Source organism: Nonomuraea sp. NPDC049378 (assembly GCF_055586745.1).
The window spans coordinates 354,168-371,413 of record NZ_JBVJHP010000005.1; the positions used below are offsets into that span (position 1 = coordinate 354,168).

General features: G+C 72.0%; 14 protein-coding genes. 6 read left to right on the forward strand and 8 right to left on the reverse strand.

All coding sequences use genetic code 11. The features are described from left to right. The first annotated feature begins 139 nt into the window (after window positions 1-139). Together ACZ6SA_RS13745 and ACZ6SA_RS13750 are read left to right on the forward strand one after the other, a co-directional pair. Window positions 140-769, forward strand: coding sequence for a TetR/AcrR family transcriptional regulator (locus tag ACZ6SA_RS13745; protein WP_465828117.1), 630 nt, complete (start codon window positions 140-142; stop codon window positions 767-769). Window positions 770-808: 39 nt separating this feature from the next. Next, window positions 809-1,978, forward strand: coding sequence for a cytochrome P450 family protein (locus tag ACZ6SA_RS13750; RefSeq protein ID WP_465828118.1), 1,170 nt, complete (start codon window positions 809-811; stop codon window positions 1,976-1,978). Between the two features lie 53 nt (window positions 1,979-2,031). Here ACZ6SA_RS13750 and ACZ6SA_RS13755 read toward each other — a convergent pair whose 3' ends face one another. The 3 genes from ACZ6SA_RS13755 to ACZ6SA_RS13765 form a co-directional block, all read right to left on the reverse strand. Beyond that, a complete protein-coding gene (locus ACZ6SA_RS13755) occupies window positions 2,032-3,237 on the reverse strand; it encodes a cytochrome P450 (protein ID WP_465828120.1) in 1,206 nt (401 codons plus the stop codon). A gap of 9 nt (window positions 3,238-3,246) precedes the next feature. Continuing rightward, window positions 3,247-3,906 carry a TetR/AcrR family transcriptional regulator gene (locus tag ACZ6SA_RS13760; RefSeq protein WP_465828121.1) on the reverse strand — a complete coding sequence of 220 codons (660 nt, stop codon included), beginning with the start codon at window positions 3,904-3,906 and terminating at the stop codon, window positions 3,247-3,249. A gap of 143 nt (window positions 3,907-4,049) precedes the next feature. Further along, complete coding sequence (locus tag ACZ6SA_RS13765) at window positions 4,050-4,673, reverse strand: TetR/AcrR family transcriptional regulator (RefSeq protein ID WP_465828123.1); 624 nt, start codon at window positions 4,671-4,673, stop codon at window positions 4,050-4,052. A gap of 116 nt (window positions 4,674-4,789) precedes the next feature. Between ACZ6SA_RS13765 and ACZ6SA_RS13770 the strand changes: the two genes are divergently transcribed. Next, a complete protein-coding gene (locus tag ACZ6SA_RS13770) occupies window positions 4,790-6,325 on the forward strand; it encodes an FAD-dependent monooxygenase (RefSeq protein ID WP_465828125.1) in 1,536 nt (511 codons plus the stop codon). A 21-nt stretch (window positions 6,326-6,346) separates the two neighbouring features. Here the strand turns inward: ACZ6SA_RS13770 and qcrB are convergent, their stop codons facing one another. Further along, complete coding sequence (qcrB, locus tag ACZ6SA_RS13775) at window positions 6,347-7,981, reverse strand: cytochrome bc1 complex cytochrome b subunit (RefSeq protein ID WP_465828127.1); 1,635 nt, start codon at window positions 7,979-7,981, stop codon at window positions 6,347-6,349. Window positions 7,982-8,266: 285 nt separating this feature from the next. Here qcrB and ACZ6SA_RS13780 point away from each other — a divergent pair, with 285 nt between their 5' ends. Together ACZ6SA_RS13780 and secD are read left to right on the forward strand one after the other, a co-directional pair. Then, window positions 8,267-8,611 carry a hypothetical protein gene (locus ACZ6SA_RS13780; RefSeq protein WP_347647410.1) on the forward strand — a complete coding sequence of 115 codons (345 nt, stop codon included), beginning with the start codon at window positions 8,267-8,269 and terminating at the stop codon, window positions 8,609-8,611. A gap of 37 nt (window positions 8,612-8,648) precedes the next feature. Further along, on the forward strand, window positions 8,649-10,892 hold the full coding sequence (gene secD, locus ACZ6SA_RS13785) for a protein translocase subunit SecD (RefSeq protein ID WP_347647411.1): 2,244 nt from the start codon (window positions 8,649-8,651) through the stop codon (window positions 10,890-10,892). Window positions 10,893-11,044: 152 nt separating this feature from the next. Here secD and ACZ6SA_RS13790 read toward each other — a convergent pair whose 3' ends face one another. Beyond that, window positions 11,045-11,656: a TetR/AcrR family transcriptional regulator gene (locus ACZ6SA_RS13790; RefSeq protein WP_465828129.1), complete on the reverse strand. Its 612-nt coding sequence runs from the start codon at window positions 11,654-11,656 to the stop codon at window positions 11,045-11,047. Window positions 11,657-11,755: 99 nt separating this feature from the next. Between ACZ6SA_RS13790 and ACZ6SA_RS13795 the strand changes: the two genes are divergently transcribed. After that, complete coding sequence (locus tag ACZ6SA_RS13795) at window positions 11,756-13,231, forward strand: alpha/beta hydrolase family protein (protein ID WP_465828131.1); 1,476 nt, start codon at window positions 11,756-11,758, stop codon at window positions 13,229-13,231. On the opposite strand, the gene ACZ6SA_RS13800 is transcribed toward ACZ6SA_RS13795, so the two are convergent. From ACZ6SA_RS13800 to ACZ6SA_RS13810, 3 genes are all read right to left on the reverse strand, one after another. Then, on the reverse strand, window positions 13,215-14,174 hold the full coding sequence (locus ACZ6SA_RS13800) for an NAD(P)H-dependent flavin oxidoreductase (protein ID WP_465828132.1): 960 nt from the start codon (window positions 14,172-14,174) through the stop codon (window positions 13,215-13,217). The genes ACZ6SA_RS13795 and ACZ6SA_RS13800 overlap by 17 nt on opposite strands. A 176-nt stretch (window positions 14,175-14,350) precedes the next feature. Further along, window positions 14,351-15,520, reverse strand: coding sequence for a hypothetical protein (locus ACZ6SA_RS13805; RefSeq protein WP_443154991.1), 1,170 nt, complete (start codon window positions 15,518-15,520; stop codon window positions 14,351-14,353). A gap of 96 nt (window positions 15,521-15,616) precedes the next feature. Continuing rightward, window positions 15,617-16,612 carry a LacI family DNA-binding transcriptional regulator gene (locus tag ACZ6SA_RS13810; RefSeq protein WP_347647416.1) on the reverse strand — a complete coding sequence of 332 codons (996 nt, stop codon included), beginning with the start codon at window positions 16,610-16,612 and terminating at the stop codon, window positions 15,617-15,619. Between the last annotated feature and the right edge of the window lie 634 nt (window positions 16,613-17,246).

The window sequence follows — 17,246 nt, forward strand, 5'->3', positions numbered from 1 at the left end:
TTTCCCTGGTGTGGCCGGCTGACCGCGCCGACTCTATCAAATCCATTTGATGTAACGGTATGCCGTGGATCACGTGCGCTGAGCGCCCCATGGCTTACCAGTTGTACAGTCAGCTGACCATATGGTTACTATGCTGAGCATGCGGTCAGATACGGACGATCTCAAAGCGCGTGCCAGGATCAGGAACGCCGCCCTGGAGCTGTTCGGGGCCGAGGGCGTCAGCGGGGTGAGCCTGCGTGCGGTCGCCGCCCGTGCCGGCGTCTCCCACGCCCTGGTCCTGCACCACTTCGGCAGCAAGGAGGGCCTGCGCAAGGAGTGCGACGCGTACGTGATCTCGCTCGTGCGCGGCGGCCCCGGCGTCGAGGCGCTGGGGGACACGGCGGGATTGGCGGCGATGCTGGAGGCCGCCGGCCCCGTGCGGCGATATCTCGGCCGGGCGTTCCTGGACGGCAGCCCCGAGGCGGCGGCGCTCTACGACGAGATCGTCGAGACCACCGAGCAGTGGCTGGAACAGGGCGTGGCGGAGGGGTGGGCACGGCCGAGCCAGGACCCGCGCGCCCGCGCCGCCATCTACGTGACCTGGCTGCTCGCCCCGCTGGCCTTCGGCGAGCACCTGTCGCGGGTGCTCGGCCTTCCGGACCCGCACGACATGGACGCCACGTTGCGCTACTCGCGGGCCGGCATCGAGATCTTCACCGACGGCGTGTTCGCCGACGACCGCGCCCTGACGGCCTGGGAGGCGGTCAGGAAGGAGCGGCGGGCGCGGTGACAGCGCTGCCGCCATGACCGATTTCGCCATCGAGGAGACATGACCATGACCGACATCGCCGGCTTGCTGACCGCCCCCGACAGAGACGCGTTCCTGGCCGACCTGGCCAGGCAGGGGCCGGTGTGCCGGGGCACCTACATCGACGGCAGCCCCGTCTGGCTGGTGACCGGCTATCCCGAGAGCGTCGCGGTGCTCACGGACCCGCGGTTCAGCAGCGACGTCACCCGGCAGTCCACGATCGACCTGGCCGCCGTCGCAGGGCTGCCCGGCGACGTCGCCCCCTACCTGCTGCGCACGCTGGGCGTCAACGACCCGCCCGACCACACCAGGCTGCGGCGGCTGGTGTCGCGGGAGTTCACCGCCCGCCGGGTGGAGAGCCTGCGCCCGCGCATCCAGGAGATCGTCGACGCGTTGGTGTCCGGCCTGCCCGAGGAGTTCGACCTCATCGAGCGCTTCGCCTACCCCCTGCCCGTCCAGGTGATCTGCGAGCTGCTCGGCGTGCCGGCGGCGGACCGCGGCACCTGGCGTTCCTGGGCCGCCGATCTCACGGCTCCCGACCTGGAGAAGGTCGCGGCCGGCGCCAGGGGACTGGTCGGACACATGTCCCGGCTGATCGACGCCAAGCGTGCGGATCCCGGCGACGATCTGCTGTCAGGGCTGATCAGGGCCCAGGAGGCCGACGGCGACCGGCTCGCCGACGAGGAACTGATCTCGATGTCGATCAGCATCCTGATGGCCGGGCACGAGACCACCGTCGGCCTCATCAGCCAGAGCGTCTGGCTCCTGCTCACCCGCCGCCTCGACCCCGGTGACATCTCCGACGCCGTCGAGGAGTTCCTGCGCTTCACGGGGAGCGCGGAGATCGCCGTCCTGCGTTACACGCTGGAGCCCGTGGAGATCGGCGGCGTGACCATCCCGCAGGGGGAGGCGGTGCAGGTGGTGTACGCGGCCGCCAACCGCGACCCGCGCCGCTTCGACCAGCCCGGCCGGCTGGACCTGCGCCGCGCCGACAACGCGCATCTCGCCTTCGGCCACGGCATCCACTACTGCCTGGGCGCGGCGCTGGCCCGGTGCGAGACCCAGATCGCCCTCGCGACCCTCCTGGACCGCTTTCCCGGGCTCACCCTGAGCGTGCCCGCCTCGGAGATCGGCTGGCAGCCCGGGATGAAGCGGGCCCTGACCTCCCTGCCGGTCCGTACGACGCCCTGACCGCTCCGCCGGCCGGGGCGGGCACAGGGCTCGTCCAGGACGGCGGGGCGCGGTCAGGACGACGGCCAGAGCAGCGGGAGGCGGCGCACTCCCGTCATGGTCGGGGTGGGAATGAACTCCACGGGCTGGTCAGGGTCGGCGCGCAGGGGGTCGAGGCGGTCGAGCAGGATGTCGAGCGCGACCCGTCCTTCCAGCCGGGCCAGCGGCGCGCCGAGGCAGAAGTGGATGCCGCGGCCGAAGGCGAGATGCGGGTTGGGGTCGCGGCCCGGGTCGAAGGCGCCGGGGTCGGGGAACTGCCGCGGATCCCGGTTCGCCGGTCCCAGCCACCCCATCACGAGCTGGTCGGCGGGTATCGTCACGCCGCCCAGCTCGGTCTCGCGCATGGTGGTCCTCGCGAGGGCGGCGAACGGGGTGAAGTAGCGCAGGGACTCCTCGATCACGGCCGGAACGGTGGAGCGGTCGGCCCGGACCCTGTCCTGCTGCTCGGGGAAGGCGTCGAGGCACAGCACCGTGTTGCCGAGCAGCATCGTCGTGGTGATGTGCCCGGCGAGCAGGAGGACGATCGCGAAGTTGACCACCTGGTCGTCGGGCAGCCGTTCGCCGTCCACCTCGGCCTCGACCAGCTTGGTGAGCAGGTCGGCGCGGGGTCGCGCCCTGCGCTCCGCGGCGTGGGCGGCGAGATAGCCGGACATCTCCTTCCACGGCTTCAGCACCGCCTCGGTGTCGCGGTCTTCCGGCTGCTCGGTGAGTGAGAGCTTGTTGTCACGCTCGAACAGCGCATCGGCCCACTGCTTGAACAGGGCGCGGTCGCTGCTGGGCACCCCCAGCAACTCGGCGATGACGATGACGGGAAGGGGGTAGGCCAGGTCGGTCACCAGCTCGAACCGGCCGCGCTCGGCCGCCGCGTCGAGCAGCTCGTGGGTGAGGGCGGCGATCCGCGGTTCGAGATCGGCGACCACCTTCCTGGTGAACGCGCTGCTGACCAGCTTGCGCAGCTTGCCGTGCTCGGGCGGGTCGATCTGGGTGATGAAGCCCTCCATCGAGAACTCCTCCGCCTCCGGCATCAGGTGCTTCGGAATCACGCGCATGGTGTCGGAGGAGAACGTCGCGGGATCGCCCAGGATCTCGTGCACTTCCGGATAGCCGTAGACGTTCCATATCCCGGTGGCCGCGTCGAACTCGACCGGCCGGCCCGATCGCGGGCCGTGCAACCAGAAGTGTTGCGGGGGAATGGCGTACCGCTGGACGATGTCGGCCATCGCCTCTCCTTAGTCGTAGATCCACTTTCGGTAGGGCGCGACCAGTTCCGTGAAGATCGAGATGAACTCGGTCGCCGCCGCGGCGAGCACCTCGCGCGAGGGCTGCTCCGCCGGCTCGAACACCTCGCGTACGGCGAAGGCGAGCGCGTCGGCCCTGCTCTCCTCGTCCAGCGCGGATTCGGCGCTCTCGGAGCCGTCGAGGAGGTAGAAGCCCGTCTGCACGGCGGTCATCGTGTACGGCAGGTCGGGCACGTCGGTCCTGAGCAGCGCGTACTTCTCGGCGACCTGGTAGAAGCGCTCGGTCGCGAGGAGGTCGTGGCTGCGCATCGGGTGTTTGGCGAGCTTGCCGAGCAGGTCGAGATCCGTGGTGAGCACCGCGCGCAGGAGCGGCTTGCGGCACATGGCGAGGAAGGACACGCGCGCGAAGCGGTGCGGTTGCACGTTCGCCGGATCCTGGCGCATCAGCGCGGTGAACTCCTCCACGAGCTCGATGGACTCGCGTAACAGCAGGGCGTCGAAAAGCTCGTGCTTGGTGCGCCAGTGCAGGTAGACGGTGCCCTTGCCGACCTCGGCCCGTGCGGCGATGTCGTCGACGGTGACCTTGCGGTAACCGTGCCGGAGCAGCAACTCCCCGGCCGCGTCGAGAATCCGGTCCGCCCGCTCCCGCACCAGAACTCCTTGACTCGATGTGAAATCTGGTCAATAGGTCACACTACGCCGATCGCGGGTGCGGTCAAAGAGGTTGCCGGCGAGAAAAAGGGTGACCTGCGCCACGCGGCCCGGACGTCCGCCGGGCCCGGCCCTGGACGGAGCTACCGGCGGCGGCAGGCCGCCAGCGCGGCCAGGATGACCTCCACGAGCGGCGCGATGTGGTCGTCCAGGGACTCCGCGGGCTGCCACGGGGTGCGCGGCCGCAGGTAGGCCAGCCCGACCAGGCAGTCGACGGCCAGCTCGGTGTCGAGGTCGGCCGGCAGCTCGCCCCGTTCGGCGGCGCGGTGGAGCAGCCGGGCCCCCGCGGAGCGGCGGGGCTGCTCGGCGCTGGTCTGCAGGGCCGCGGCCAGGCGCGGGTTCCTGGTGGCCTCGGCGGTCAGGTCGGTGAGGACGCGCATGGTCCGCGGGTCGGCCCGCAGCGCGGAAGCGTGGCGTACGAAGCCTTCGACGTCCTCGCGCAGGGTGCCGGTGTCGGGCAGCGGCACGGCCTCGTCGGCCAGGCGGGTGAGGATCTCCAGCACCAGCGGCTCCTTGGAGGCCCAGCGCCGGTAGATGGCGGCCTTGCCGACCCCCGCCCGGCGGGCGATGGCGTCCATGGACATCCGGGCGTAGCCGCTGTCGATCAGCTCGTCCAGAGCCGCCTTGCGGATCGCGTCGGTGAGGTCGGCGCGCAGCACGGCCGCGCCTGCCGGCCGGCGGTCGGGGCCGGAGGTGGCGTCGGGCATCCGGAAGGCCCTCCATTGAGACGGAACAGTTGTGTTCCATCGTAGTGGGAGGCTACCGTGATGACGAGGGAACGTAACAGTTCCGTCCTGACGTCAATCACAAGCAGGTGGTCGCCATGAGAGAATCCGCTGAGGTCCTGGTGGTCGGGGCCGGGCCCGCCGGTCTCGCACTGGCCTGCGCCCTGCGGCTGCACGGGGTGGCGGTCCGGGTGGTGGACCAGGCGCCGGCCCCGGCCACCACCTCGCGCGCCAACATCCTGCACGCGCGCGGCGCCGAGGTGCTCGACCGGCTGGGCGCGCTCGGCGACCTGCCCGGCCGCTCGGCCCCGTCGCTCGTCCTGACCACGTACATCGGCGGGCGGGCCGCGCTCGTCACCCGCTTCGGCGAGGCCGGCCCGGGCACGCCCAAACCGGCGCTGGTCCTTCCCCAGACGGACATCGAGGCCCAGCTCCGCGCCCGCCTGGCGGAGCTGGGCGTCGACGTGGAATGGGGCACCGCCCTGACCGACCTCGCCGAGGACGACCACGGGGTCACCGCCGTGCTCGAGGGCGGGCGCAAGGTGCGCGCCGGCTGGCTGGCCGGCTGCGACGGCAGCCACAGCACGGTCCGCAAGCTGGCCGGCATCCCCTTTCCCGGCGCGCCGCTGACCGACCAGTGGCTCCTGGCCGACGTGCACGCCGGCTGGGATCTCGCCCGCGCCGGTGGACACGGGTGGGCACACCCGGACGGGCCGCTGTTCGCCATGCCCATGCCCGGCGGCGAATCGGACGACCGGTGGCGGCTGATGGCCTACCTGCCGGGCGCCAAGGACGAGCAGCTCACCGAGCCCGAGATCCTCACGGTCTTCCGCCGCCTGGTGGGCGAGCGCGCCGGCCTCGACGGGGAGAAGATCCTCGACGCGGTCTGGGCGTCGGTCTTCCGCGTCCACCGCCGGCTGGCTGACGTCTACCGCAAGGGCCGGGTCCTGCTGGCCGGCGACGCGGCCCACATCCACAGCCCGATGGGCGGGCAGGGCATGGTCACGGGGATGGGCGACGCCGAGAACCTCGCCTGGAAGCTCGCGCTCGTCATCCAGGGCCACGGCGGCGAGCGGCTGCTGGACACCTACCAGGACGAACGCCGCCCCCTCGCGACCGAGGTGCTCCGCAACACCAGCGCCACCACCCGCCTCCAGATCGGCGACAGCCCGCTGCTGCGGCTGCTGATCAAGTGGGTGCTGGTGCCGCTGGGCAACCACCCCGCGGTGCAGCGCCGATCCACCCAGATCGCCTCGCAGCTGGGAGTGAGCTACCGCCGCGGCCCTCTGGCGGTCCGCGGCTCCCTGCCCGGGCCCGGCCGCCGGCCACGATCCGGCGACCGCGTTCCCGACCTGCGGTGCGTCGACGCGCACGGCGACGTCACCCGGCTGCATGCCGAACTGGGCGGGCGCTGGGCGCTGCTGGCCACCCCCCGCGCCGCGCCCGCGTGCCGCTCGGAGGCGGGCGCGGCCCTGGGCGAGCGCGTCGTCGTGCTCACACCGGCCGGCTGGCGAGACGACGAGGTGTGGCTCGTCCGTCCCGACGCGCATCTGGCCTGGCGCGGCCGGCCGGCCTCCGGCGGCCTCGGCCGCTGGCTGCGGGGCGCGCTCCAGCACGGACGCGCGCAGGCGTGACGGGCGACGACGTGGCGGGCGTCAGTCTGGCGGAGCCTTCTTCTCGGGGGTCCTCGCGGCCTGTTGCTCGCCGTCGTGGCCGTCGCCGTACGGGATCTGCTCCTCGCCGTACGCGCGGCTCATCCTCAGCCTGAGCCGGCCGAGCGGGCCCCGGGCGCTCTCGGGCGGGACCCGGTCGCCGTCCCCGGGCGTTCCGGGCAACATCGGGATGGCTGACCTGCCGCGCAGGTGGGCCTCGACGTCGTCCGATGGCGGCGTGTGGACCTCGATGAACTCCCCGTGAGGCAGCCGCCGGATGACTCCCGCCTCCACCCCGTGGTCGATGGTGGCGGCGTCCGAGCGCTGCAGGCCCAGGCACAGCCGGTAGGTGACCAGGTAGGCCACCGCCGGGCCAACGAAGATCAGCACCCGGCCCGCGTACGTCGTCCAGTTGAGGCTGACGTTGAAGTAGACCGCGATCAGGTCGTTGGCGCCGAGCACCAGGAGCAGGCCGTAGAAGGTGATGCCGGTGACGCCGATCGCGGTGCGGTGCGGGTTGTTGCGCGGCCGGTCCACGATGTGGTGCTCGCCGCGGTCGCCGGTGACCCAGCGTTCCATGAACGGATAGAGCACCAGACCGGTGAGGATCAGGCCCAGCGGCCCCAGCGCCGGGATCAGCACGCTCAGCGGCAGCGTGCCCGCGTGGGCGGTCCCGAACATGTTGATCTCCCAGGAGGGCATGATCCGCAGGGCGCCTTCGAGGAAGCCCATGTACCAGTCCGGCTGGGATCCCGCGGAGATGTCCGCCGGCGAGTAGGGGCCGTACAGCCAGATGGGGTTGATCTGGGCGAAGGTCGCCAGCCCGGCCAGCACGGCGGCCGTGAACAGCAGGTACGCGCCCGACTTCGCCATGAAGGCGGGCAGCAGCGGCGCGCCCACCACGTTCTTCTCGGTACGGCCCTTGCCCGGCATCTGCGTGTGCTTCTGCACCCACATCAGCACCAGGTGGGCGGTGATGAGCGCGATGAGGAGGCCGGGGAGCAGCAGGATGTGCAGGGTGAAGAAGCGCTGGATCACGGCGTCGCCGGGATACTCGCCGTTGAACAGGAGGAACGACAGGTACATGCCCACCAGCGGGATCGACATCAGCACTCCCTGAGTGATCCGCAGCCCGGCTCCGGACAGCAGGTCGTCGGGCAGGGAGTAGCCGGTGAGCCCTTCGGCCAGGGCCAGGACGAAGAGCGTGATGCCGATCAGCCAGTTCAGCTCGCGCGGCTTGCGGTAGGCCCCGGTGAAGAACACCCGCATCATGTGCACCATCAGGCCGGCGGTGAACAGCAGGGCGGCCCAGTGGTGGATCTGCCGGAGCAGGAGACCGCCGCGCACGTCGAAGGAGATCTCCAACGTCGAGGCGTACGCCTCGGACATCACCACGCCCCTGAGCGGCGCGTAGGAGCCGTCGTAGACGACCTCTCCCATGCTGGGCGTGAACCAGAAGGTCAGGAACGTTCCGGTGAGCACCAGGATGATGAACGAGTAGAGGGCGATCTCGCCCAGCAGGAACGACCAGTGGTCCGGGAATATCTTGCGCAGGTTGCGTTTGAGGAAGGGCGCCATCCCCAGCCGGGCGTCGAGATATCCGCTCGGACCGGCGATGAATCCGGGCACTGTGTTCATGCGTGGCCTCCCCGTGGGCCGCCGTGCCGGCGCTGCGGGACGCGGGAGAACGTCGTCAATCCCCCCGCGGCGAGCCGCCGAAGCAACTGGTAAGCCGCATTACGGAAGCGTAGTCTCGCGACCTTCAACGGCGGCTAAGCCGGATCGGTGTTCCGGGCAAAAGGATGGAAGTCCGGCGCGCGGACGGTTCAGGCCGAGTCCGGCGTGCCCCGCCGCGCGGGCGGGAATGATCCTCGCACCGGCCGCAGAGGGCTAGGCTGGGAGCTTTGAGGGAGAGGGGGAGAGATGCGCGGGAAACTGCCTGCCGCACTGGTCTTCCTCCTTTCCTGGTTCCTGCCGGCCGTCGCGCACGCGCAGCCCGTCCAGCCGGTCACCACGGTCAAGAGCGCCACCTTCGCCGCCGGGCAACAGCCCGCCGCCCGGCAGCACCCGCTCCAGCCCGCCGCCGCGCGCATCTGGGCCGGCACGCAGACCTTCACCGGCGCGGGCGGCGCGGCGCTGCCCGCCTCCGAGCTCCTGGACTTCCGGCACGCGTGGGCCGTGGTCGTCTCCAGGCCCGCCCCCGAGGCCACCGCGCAGCGCAAGCCGGTGGCGTCGCCTGCCCGCGCGCCTCCCTCCACAGCGCACTGACGATCTTTTCCCGCACGTCTAGCCTGTGGAGGCTGCCATGTTCCGTGCGCCGTTCTGGCGTGCGGTGACGGCGCTCGCCGTCATCGCGATCTCATCCGTACTCACGCTGTCCATGGAGCCGCGTCTGGGCCTCGACCTGCGCGGCGGTACCCAGCTCGTCTTCGAGGCGAGAGACTCACCGACCGTGAAGGCCGACGCGGCCGCCACCGACCGCGCGCTGTCCGTGCTCCGCCAGCGGGCCGACGCGCTCGGCGTGGTCGATCCGACGCTGGTCCGCTCGGGGGAGAAGCGCATCATCGTCGAGCTGCCCGGCGTGCTCGACCCGCGCAAGGCGGCCGAGGTCATCGGCCGCACCGCGCAGCTCGCGTTCCACCCCGTGACGGGCGCGGCCGAACAGGGGGACAAGTCGGCGCTGCCCGACGAGAACGGGCAGCCGCTGAAGCTCGGGCCGGCCGCCATCACCGGCGACGGGGTGAGCGATGCCGCCGAGCAGAGCGACCCGCAGCGCGGCCCCGGGTGGTTCGTGACCCTCGACTTCCGCGACGCCGCCGCCTGGCAGAAGCTGACCGGCGCGGCCGCCTGCGAGCCGGTCGGCGACCCCAAGCGCAGGGTCGCGATCGTGCTCGACAAGGAGATCATCTCCTCGCCGCCGCTCGACCCGTCCGTGGCCTGCCAGGTGGGCATCCCCGGCGGGAAGTCCGAGATCACCGGCTCGTTCACGCATCAGGAGGCCCGTGACCTCGCCGTGCTGATCAAGGGCGGTGCGCTGCCCGTCCCGCTCGCGATGGTCGAGCAGCGTACGGTGGGCCCGACGCTCGGAGAGGCGGCCATCGAGGCGAGCGCCCAGGCGGCGGTCGTGGGTCTGATCCTGACGGCCGGGTTCATCATCGCCGTCTACCGCCTGTCCGGGCTGCTGTCCACGATCGCGCTGGTCTGCTATGGCCTGATCTCCTACGCGGCTCTGGTGGCGATGGGGGCGACGCTGACGCTGCCGGGCCTGGCCGGGTTCGTGCTGGCGATCGGCATGGCCATCGACGCCAACGTGCTCGTCTTCGAACGAGCCAGGGAGGAGTACGGCCAGGCGCCCAAGAGAGGGCTGAAGTCGGCGATGGCCAAGGGCTTCAAGAACGCCTGGAGCGCCATCGCCGACTCCAACATCACCACCCTGATCGCCGCCGGCCTGCTGTTCTGGCTGGCGTCGGGACCCGTCAAGGGCTTCGGCGTGACGCTGGCCGTCGGTGTGCTCGCCTCGCTCGTCTCCGCGATGCTCATCACCCGCGTGCTCACCGAGATCGCCATGAACAAGATGAGCCCCCGCCTGTCGGGCGTCGGCTCGCCCGGCACTGTCAGGACCTGGCTGGCGCGCAGGAACCCGCAGCTCATGAAGGCCGGAAAGGTGTGGCTGGCGGTCGCGGGCGGACTGGTCCTGGTGGCCGTCGCCGGGCTGCTCGTCCGCGGGCTGAACTTCGGCGTCGAGTTCACCGGAGGCCGGCTCGTGGAGTTCACCACGAACCGCCCGATCCCGGCCGAGGCCGCGAGTGAGGCGGTCTCGCGCGCCGGGTTGCCGACGGCGGTGGTGCAGTCCAGCGGCGACACCGTCACCGTGCGCGCGGCCGAGCTCGGCCTGAACGAGGCCGCGCAGATCGAGCAGGAGCTGGAGCGGGAAGCCGGCGAGGTGACGAAGCAGCGCGAGGAGTTCATCGGCCCGAGCCTGGGCGAGGAACTGCGCCGCAACGCGCTCATCGCGCTCGGCGTGGCCGTCGCGATGCAACTGCTGTACCTGGCGGTCAGGTTCCGGTGGACGTTCGGCGCGGCGACGGTGACCGCGCTGCTCGTGGACGTGTTCGTGGTCGCGGGCCTGTTCGCGTGGCTGGGCAAGCCGATCGACGGTGTCTTCCTCGCCGCGATGCTGACCATCGTCGGTTATTCGGTCAACGACAAGGTCGTGGTGTTCGACCGGGTGCGGGAGTTGTGGACGGCACGCCGCAAGGAGCCGTTCGCCGCGTCGGTGAACGGCGCGATCCTGCAGACCATGCCGCGCACGGTCAACACCGGGCTAGGTGCGCTGTTCATCCTGATGGCCCTGATGGTCTTCGGCGGCGACTCGCTGCAGGACTTCGCGATCGCGCTGGTCGCCGGCATCGTGATGGGCACGCTCTCGTCCGCCTTCGTGGCCGGGCCCACGGCGATCGTGCTGTCCCGGTTCGACCGGCGGCCGCCCCCCGAGCCCGTCAAGCGCCGCGCCCCCGAGGCCCGCAAGGGGTCGGGTGCCGTGGTGTAGCACGCGCTTCGGCCGGGGCGGGCGCCACGGTGCCCGCCCCGGCCGGGACCCCCGGAGGGATCGTGCCGTCGGCCGGGGTGCCCGCTAACCGGGTCGTGCCGTCGGTCTGACAGTGGCCGGAGTGCCCGCGTCTCGCGGGTGCTCCGGCCGTTTCACGCCTGCTCCCGCCGTTGGGCGCCGCCGCCTGCGCTCTGGCCGGCGAGGGCCGCGAGGCCTTCCCGCACGTAGTCGAGCAGCGGGCGGGAGCGGCCGTCGAGGTGCCACTGCTCCAGCGCGCCGAAATAGGCGCCGAACAGGTAGGACCGGGCGAGGACGCGGGCCCGTGCCGGGCTCTGGCCGGCGTCCCGCAGCAGGGCGGCAAGCCGCTCGGCCTCCTCGTCGAGCGCGCCGTAGACGGCGGCCCGCACGGAGGGTTCCTCCATGACGTAGCGCATCCCCCGCCAGGACCTGCGGGGTTCGCCCTCGGACGCGTCCGGGCCCTCGCCGATGAGGGTGATCAGCCGTTCGAGCGTGCCCGGCAGGTCGCCGGGGTCGATCTGGCCGGAGTAGCCGTCGATGCCGACGGCGGCGAGGGGATCGGCGGTGAACAGGCCCTCCTTCGTGCCGAAGTAGCGGTAGAAGGTGCGCGGCGACACGCCGGACGCGGCCGCGATCTCCTCGATCGTGACAGCGGAGTAGCCGCGCTCGTCGAACAGGTCCATGGCGGTGTCCATGATCCGGTGGATCGCGTCCAGCCGGTTGCGCTGGCGAAGGGTCAGGGGCACGGGGCAAGCGTACTGGGTGTTCCCTTATTGTCAGCAGCTGCCGTGTTGACAGTTACTGCCTGTTCGCTGATCCTGGAGGCACCAGGAGAGGAGGACGGAATGAGACCCTTCGAGATCGTGCTGGTGGCGGTGGACCTGCTGGCGCTCCTCGTGCTCGCGGTGCCGCCGCTGCGCCGGGCGCGGCACGTGGCGCCGCTCGCCGCGCTCGCCGCCGTGGCGCAGGTGCTGGTGGAAGGGGCCCGCATACCGCTCGTCCCCGCGTACGCCCTCGCCGTGGCGCTACCGGCCTGGTGGCTCTGGCGGATCCTGCGCCCGCCCGTTCCCGCCCGGGCGGGCAGGCTCGGCACCGCGCTCGGCGCGATGGCGCTGGTGCCGGCCGTGGCCCTGCCGATGGTGCTGCCGGTGCTGCGCTTCCCCCCGCCCGAGGGCCCGCATGGCATCGGCACGCTGACCTATCACTGGAAGGACGCCGGCCGCCAGGAGATCCTCGGCCCGGACCCGGCCGCGCGCCGGGAGCTGATGGTGCAGATCTGGTATCCGGCGCGGCCCGACCCGTCGGCCCCGCGCACCCCGTACGTGGAGGATCCCGGAGTCATCACCGCGGTCGCCCGGCTGGCGGGCGTGCCCGACGCCACCTTCCAGCACATGCGCCAGTCGACCAGCAACGCCGTCACCGCCGCCCCCGCCGTGCCCGGCCGCCATCCGGTGCTGGTCTTCCTGGAAGGGGCGCAGGGCTTCCGGCAGATGAACATGTTCCAGGTCGAGCCCCTGGTCTCCCGCGGTTACGTCGTCGTCGCCATCGACCAGCCGTACACCGCCGGATCGGTACGCTTCCCCGACGGGCGCTCGATCGCCGGGCTGCCCCGCGACAGCCTGATGGCGCTCGTCGACCAGAGTCTCAAGCCGGCCGCGACAGCGCCGGTGCTGAACGGCCGCCCCCTCCCGGACGGCATGATCCCGCACCTCGCGCAGGACGTGACCTTCACGCTCGACCGGCTGGCCGGGCTCGACCGGGCCGACCCCCGCGGCGTCCTGACCGGGCGGCTGGACCTGCGGCGTACCGGAGTCTTCGGCATCTCGCTCGGGGGCATCGTCACCGCGCAGGCCTGCGCGCGCGAACCCCGCCTGCGCGCCTGCCTGATCATGGACGCCCCCATGCCGGAAGGCGTGGTGCGCGACGGCATCGAGCAGCCCGCCATGTGGCTCACCCGCGACGCCGCGACCATGCGCCGAGAAGGCTGGGACGAGGCCGAGGTCGAGCGGCACCAGATCACCATGCGGGCGCTGTACGACAAGCTGCCGGGAGCGGGCTATTTCGTGCTCGTGCCGGGCGCGTACCACGTCGACTACACCGACGCGCCCCTCTGGTCGCCGCTCATGCGCGCGGCGGGCCTGGCCGGGCCGATCGGCGCCGAGCGGGCGCACGCCATCATCAACGCGTACACGCTCGCGTTCTTCGACCGGCACCTGAAGGGCGCCCCGGCGGACCTGCTCGACGGGAAGCCCGGGTTCCCCGGCGTGCGGTTCGACAGCCGCCAGGAGAGCGAAGCGGCCGGGGTCAGCGGGGGGTGGTGAAGCGGGACAGCAGGGTGTCGGCGGTGGCGAAGTCCGCTACCACGTCGGCCGCCGTGCGCTGCCGCCGCACCAGGCCCACGGCCTGCCCGGCGTAGACGCAGGCGGTGTCGAAGTCGCCCTCGCGACGCGCCCGCGCCAGCTCCGACTGCGCCGCCTCGTCGCCGGCCAGCTCCGCCTCCCGGCCCGCCCACCGGTCGAAGAACGTGTTGCGCAGGGCGCGGCCGCCGTACTCGGAGGGCCAGGCGAGCCGCTGGGCCACGTCGAAGACGCGCCCGTACGCGGTGCCGGTCTCGCCGGCGTCGAGGATCCGCTGCCGGGCCGCCTCCGAGGCGGTCGTCTCCGAACACCCGAGGAAGGCGGTGCCCACCCAGGCGCCCTCCGCGCCCGCGGCCAGGACGGCGGCCAGGCCGCGGGCCGTGGCGATACCGCCGGCGGCGAGCACTGGCACGTCCACCACGTCCAGAACGCTCTGCAGCAGCGGCAGCGTGGCCACGTCGGCGCGCCCGTGCCCGCCGCCCTCGCCGCCGCGGGCGACGACCAGGTCCACCCCGGCCCGCTCGGCGGCGCGGGCCTCGTCCGTGGTGCCCGCCTGGACGGCCACGGTGACGCCGGCCTCCCGCAGCGGTCCGACGTACGGCAGGTAGTCGCCGAAGCTGACGGACACCAGGGCGGGACGGGCCGCGAGCACCGCCTCGAACTGGCCGGGGTTGCCCGGCAGCGCCCAGGCCATCAGCCCGACGCCGTACGCCCGCCCGCTCGCGGCGGCCACGGCCGCCTGTTCGGTGACCCACGAGCCAGGCGCGGTGGGGGGCACGCCGACCATGCCGAGCCCGCCCGCCCTGGAGACGGCCGCGGCGAGCCGCCCGTCGCCCACGCCCGCCATCGGCGCGCCGACGAGTGGCACATCGAGCCGGAAACGGCCGGTCAGCCAGGTGTTCGGCATCCTGTCAGCTCCTTCGGGACTCCCGGGAGCGCCTGCCGCGCTCCACGCCGGTCGTGACCATGGTGCCAACGACCCGGCCCGCCCGCACGATGCGCGGGTGCGCGGCATGTCGCGGGCCGTGCCACCGGCGGCGCCGGGACCCCGCCGCGCCGGCCGGCAGGCGGGACGGCGGGGAGTCAGGTCCGCTGCTGGGCCTTGAAGGCGCCGAGCCAGTAGTTGGGAGCGGACGTCCCGTCTCCGCGCGGCTTGACGGTGTAGGCGGCGAAGACGCTGTTGAGCAGCCACGGGTCCTTGTCCGGGCCGAAGTTGCGCACCATCAGGTCGTCCTGCTTGAAGCCGTACGTCGCCACCGCCAGCCGGCCGGTGCCGCGGTAGAGCCGCATCTGGTCGCGCAGGAAGGTCGACTGGCTCGTGAACCACGGGCAACTGGTCAGGAAGTCACGCCATTTGCGCTGCGGGAAGGGGTCGTCGACGGCGGCCTTGATCACCTGCCAGACCTTGGTGCCGGGGGCGAATCCGTACCGCTGGGCGAAGTCCGCCGCGACGGGGTCCTCCATGTGCCGTTTCCAGTGCCACACCAGCGAGAACTCGGTGACGAGGAACGTCTGGCCCGCGCGCATCCGCGGCAGGATGTAGTCGAGGAACGGCTGCGTGTTCTCCGGCGCGGGCACGTGGGGGTGGATGTCGACGCCCTCGATCTCCGGAGTCTCGCGGACGAAGGTCATCCAGCGCTCAGCGGCGGGCGTGCGGCGGTCGGCCAGGTCGAGCCGGTTGAGCGCGCCCATGTAGAGCTTGGTGCCGCAGCCCGCGCCGCAGTGCTCGCGCCGATAGCGGATCACGTGCCGGGCGACGGTCTCGTAGAAGGCGTTGAGCCGCTCGTCGCGTTCGGCGGGCAGGCTCTCGATGAACGGCTCGTTGCCGATCGTCATGATGTCGATCTTGCCCATCACCGCGGGCAGCACCCGGTCGAGACGGGCCAGCTCCGCGGCCATCTCCTTGCTGCCGGGCGCGGGGAAGGACGCCTGGTTGTAGGGGAACTTCAGGCTCAGCAGGGTGTCGTGGCCGCGTCCAGCGGCTTCTGTGAGGGTGCGGATCGCGAAGTGATCGGCGGGGTTGACGTCGTCGGCCGCGGGCATCGGGAAGAACCCGCGCACCCAGCGGGCGCCGGCCTCCCGCAGCTCGCGGTAGTCCAGCGCGTCGAGGTTCTGGTTGAAGTTCGCCCCGAGGGCTCCGAGAGCGCGGGGCTGGTCGTTCCGTACGGGTCCGCCTTCCTGGGTGGTGGCGTGGGCGGCGGTCGAGAAGGCCAGAACCGCGGTCATGGTGAGGATCGGCAGTCGGCGCAGCATGGTTGCTCCCTGGGGGATGAGCGGTGGTCATCGGCGCACTCGCCGGTCATGTTTGCGCTAACTCGATCGCGCTGTCAATGGCCGGTCGGCGCGGGCTCAGCGGCGCGGCGGCGCGGTGGACGCGCGGATCACCAGCTCGGGACGGACGAACCGGCTCGTGCCGGCGGCCGTGGCGGGTCCGGCGGGCGTCTCGATCTGGGCGATCAGATGCTCCAGGCAGCGGCGCCCCACCGCGGCGAGGTCCTGGCGCACCGTGGTCAGCGGCGGGGTGAGGAAGGGCGCGAAGTCGAGGTCGTCGAAGCCGACGACGCTCAGATCGTCGGGAACCCGGCGGCCCAGCTCGGCCGCCGCCCGCAGGACGCCCACGGCCATCTGGTCGTTGGAGGCGAAGACGGCGGTCACGGAGTCGTCGGCCAGCAGGCGGAGAGCCGCCTCGTAGCCGGACCGCGGCGACCAGTCGCCGACGACGGGCGGCGGGATCGTGCGTCCCGCCCGCTTCAGCAGCCGCTGCCAGGCCGCCCTGCGCCGCTGGGCGGGATTGGACCCGGCGGGCCCCGCCACGTGGTGGACCGTGGCGTGCCCCAGCTCCAGGAGGTGGTCGACGGCGGCGCGGGCGCCGGCCGCCTCGTCCATGCCGAACGTCGGATGCCGGTGCGCCGCCTTGCTGTCGGCGATGACCAGGGGCACCTCGTCGGACAGCTGGAGGTGGGGGGTGTCGAGCACGCGCGCCTCGATCACGATCACGCCGTCGACCGCCCGGTCGGTGAGACCGCGCACGGCCGCGCGCACGTCCTTCTCCGTGGGTGCGTCGACCACCGCGATGCTCACCGAGTAGCCGCGGGCCTGGGCGCCGGTCACGACGGACTCGACGATGCGCACGTTGAGCACGGCGCTGAGATTGAACGTGACGACGCCGATCGTGCCGAACCGGCCGGTCGCCAGCGCCCGCGCGGCGATGTTGGCGCGGTAGCCCAGCTGTCTCATGGCCGTCTCGACCTTGAGCCGGGTGGCGGCGGTCACGCGGTCGTTGCCGTTGACGACCCTGGAGACGGTCTGGCCGGAGACCCCGGCGAGTTCGGCGACGTCGGCCATGGACGGCCCTCCGGACGCTCTCGTGCCTGGTGCTCGAACCACGCCGGGCGTCTCCCTTCGTCATCGCAGCGGGCGGAGCGCACGAAAAGGCGGGGACGGGCCGGTCAGGGCCTGGCCGCCGGCGCTCTCGACGTCGCTCAAGGACGTGTCGCCGCCGACAGCGTACATCTCCGCCCAGGGCCGCGGAAATCGTTCCCTGAGCCCTCGTGCGCCCGCTTCTCTTGTTTACGCAAACATGCATATCACGACGTCAAGCCTACGAGGCCCAGCGTAGTGACCGATGTCGTCCACTCAGAAACCTCACCGGCACCATCTTGACGCTGATGGGCGGCGGACATAGGTTTGCGCAAACATAAATCCGCTTGACCGGGGGATCCCTGCGATCAGGGACGGGCGGGACAGGTCGCTGACCGAACCGACGAAGAGGAGTCGCCATGCGGCGGCAGCAACGGATCCTTGGAAGCCGGCCCGGCGCCGGGAGCGCCGGGCGACCCAGTATGGGCCGGCGCCAGTTCATCGGCGGCGCCGGCGCCGCCGCGCTTGTGGTGGTGGTGGGGGGGGGTCCGGGTGGGGGGTGGGCTAGCCGGGGGGGCTGTTGCTTTGGTGGGTCCCTCCCATGGTGTGGCCACTTTCC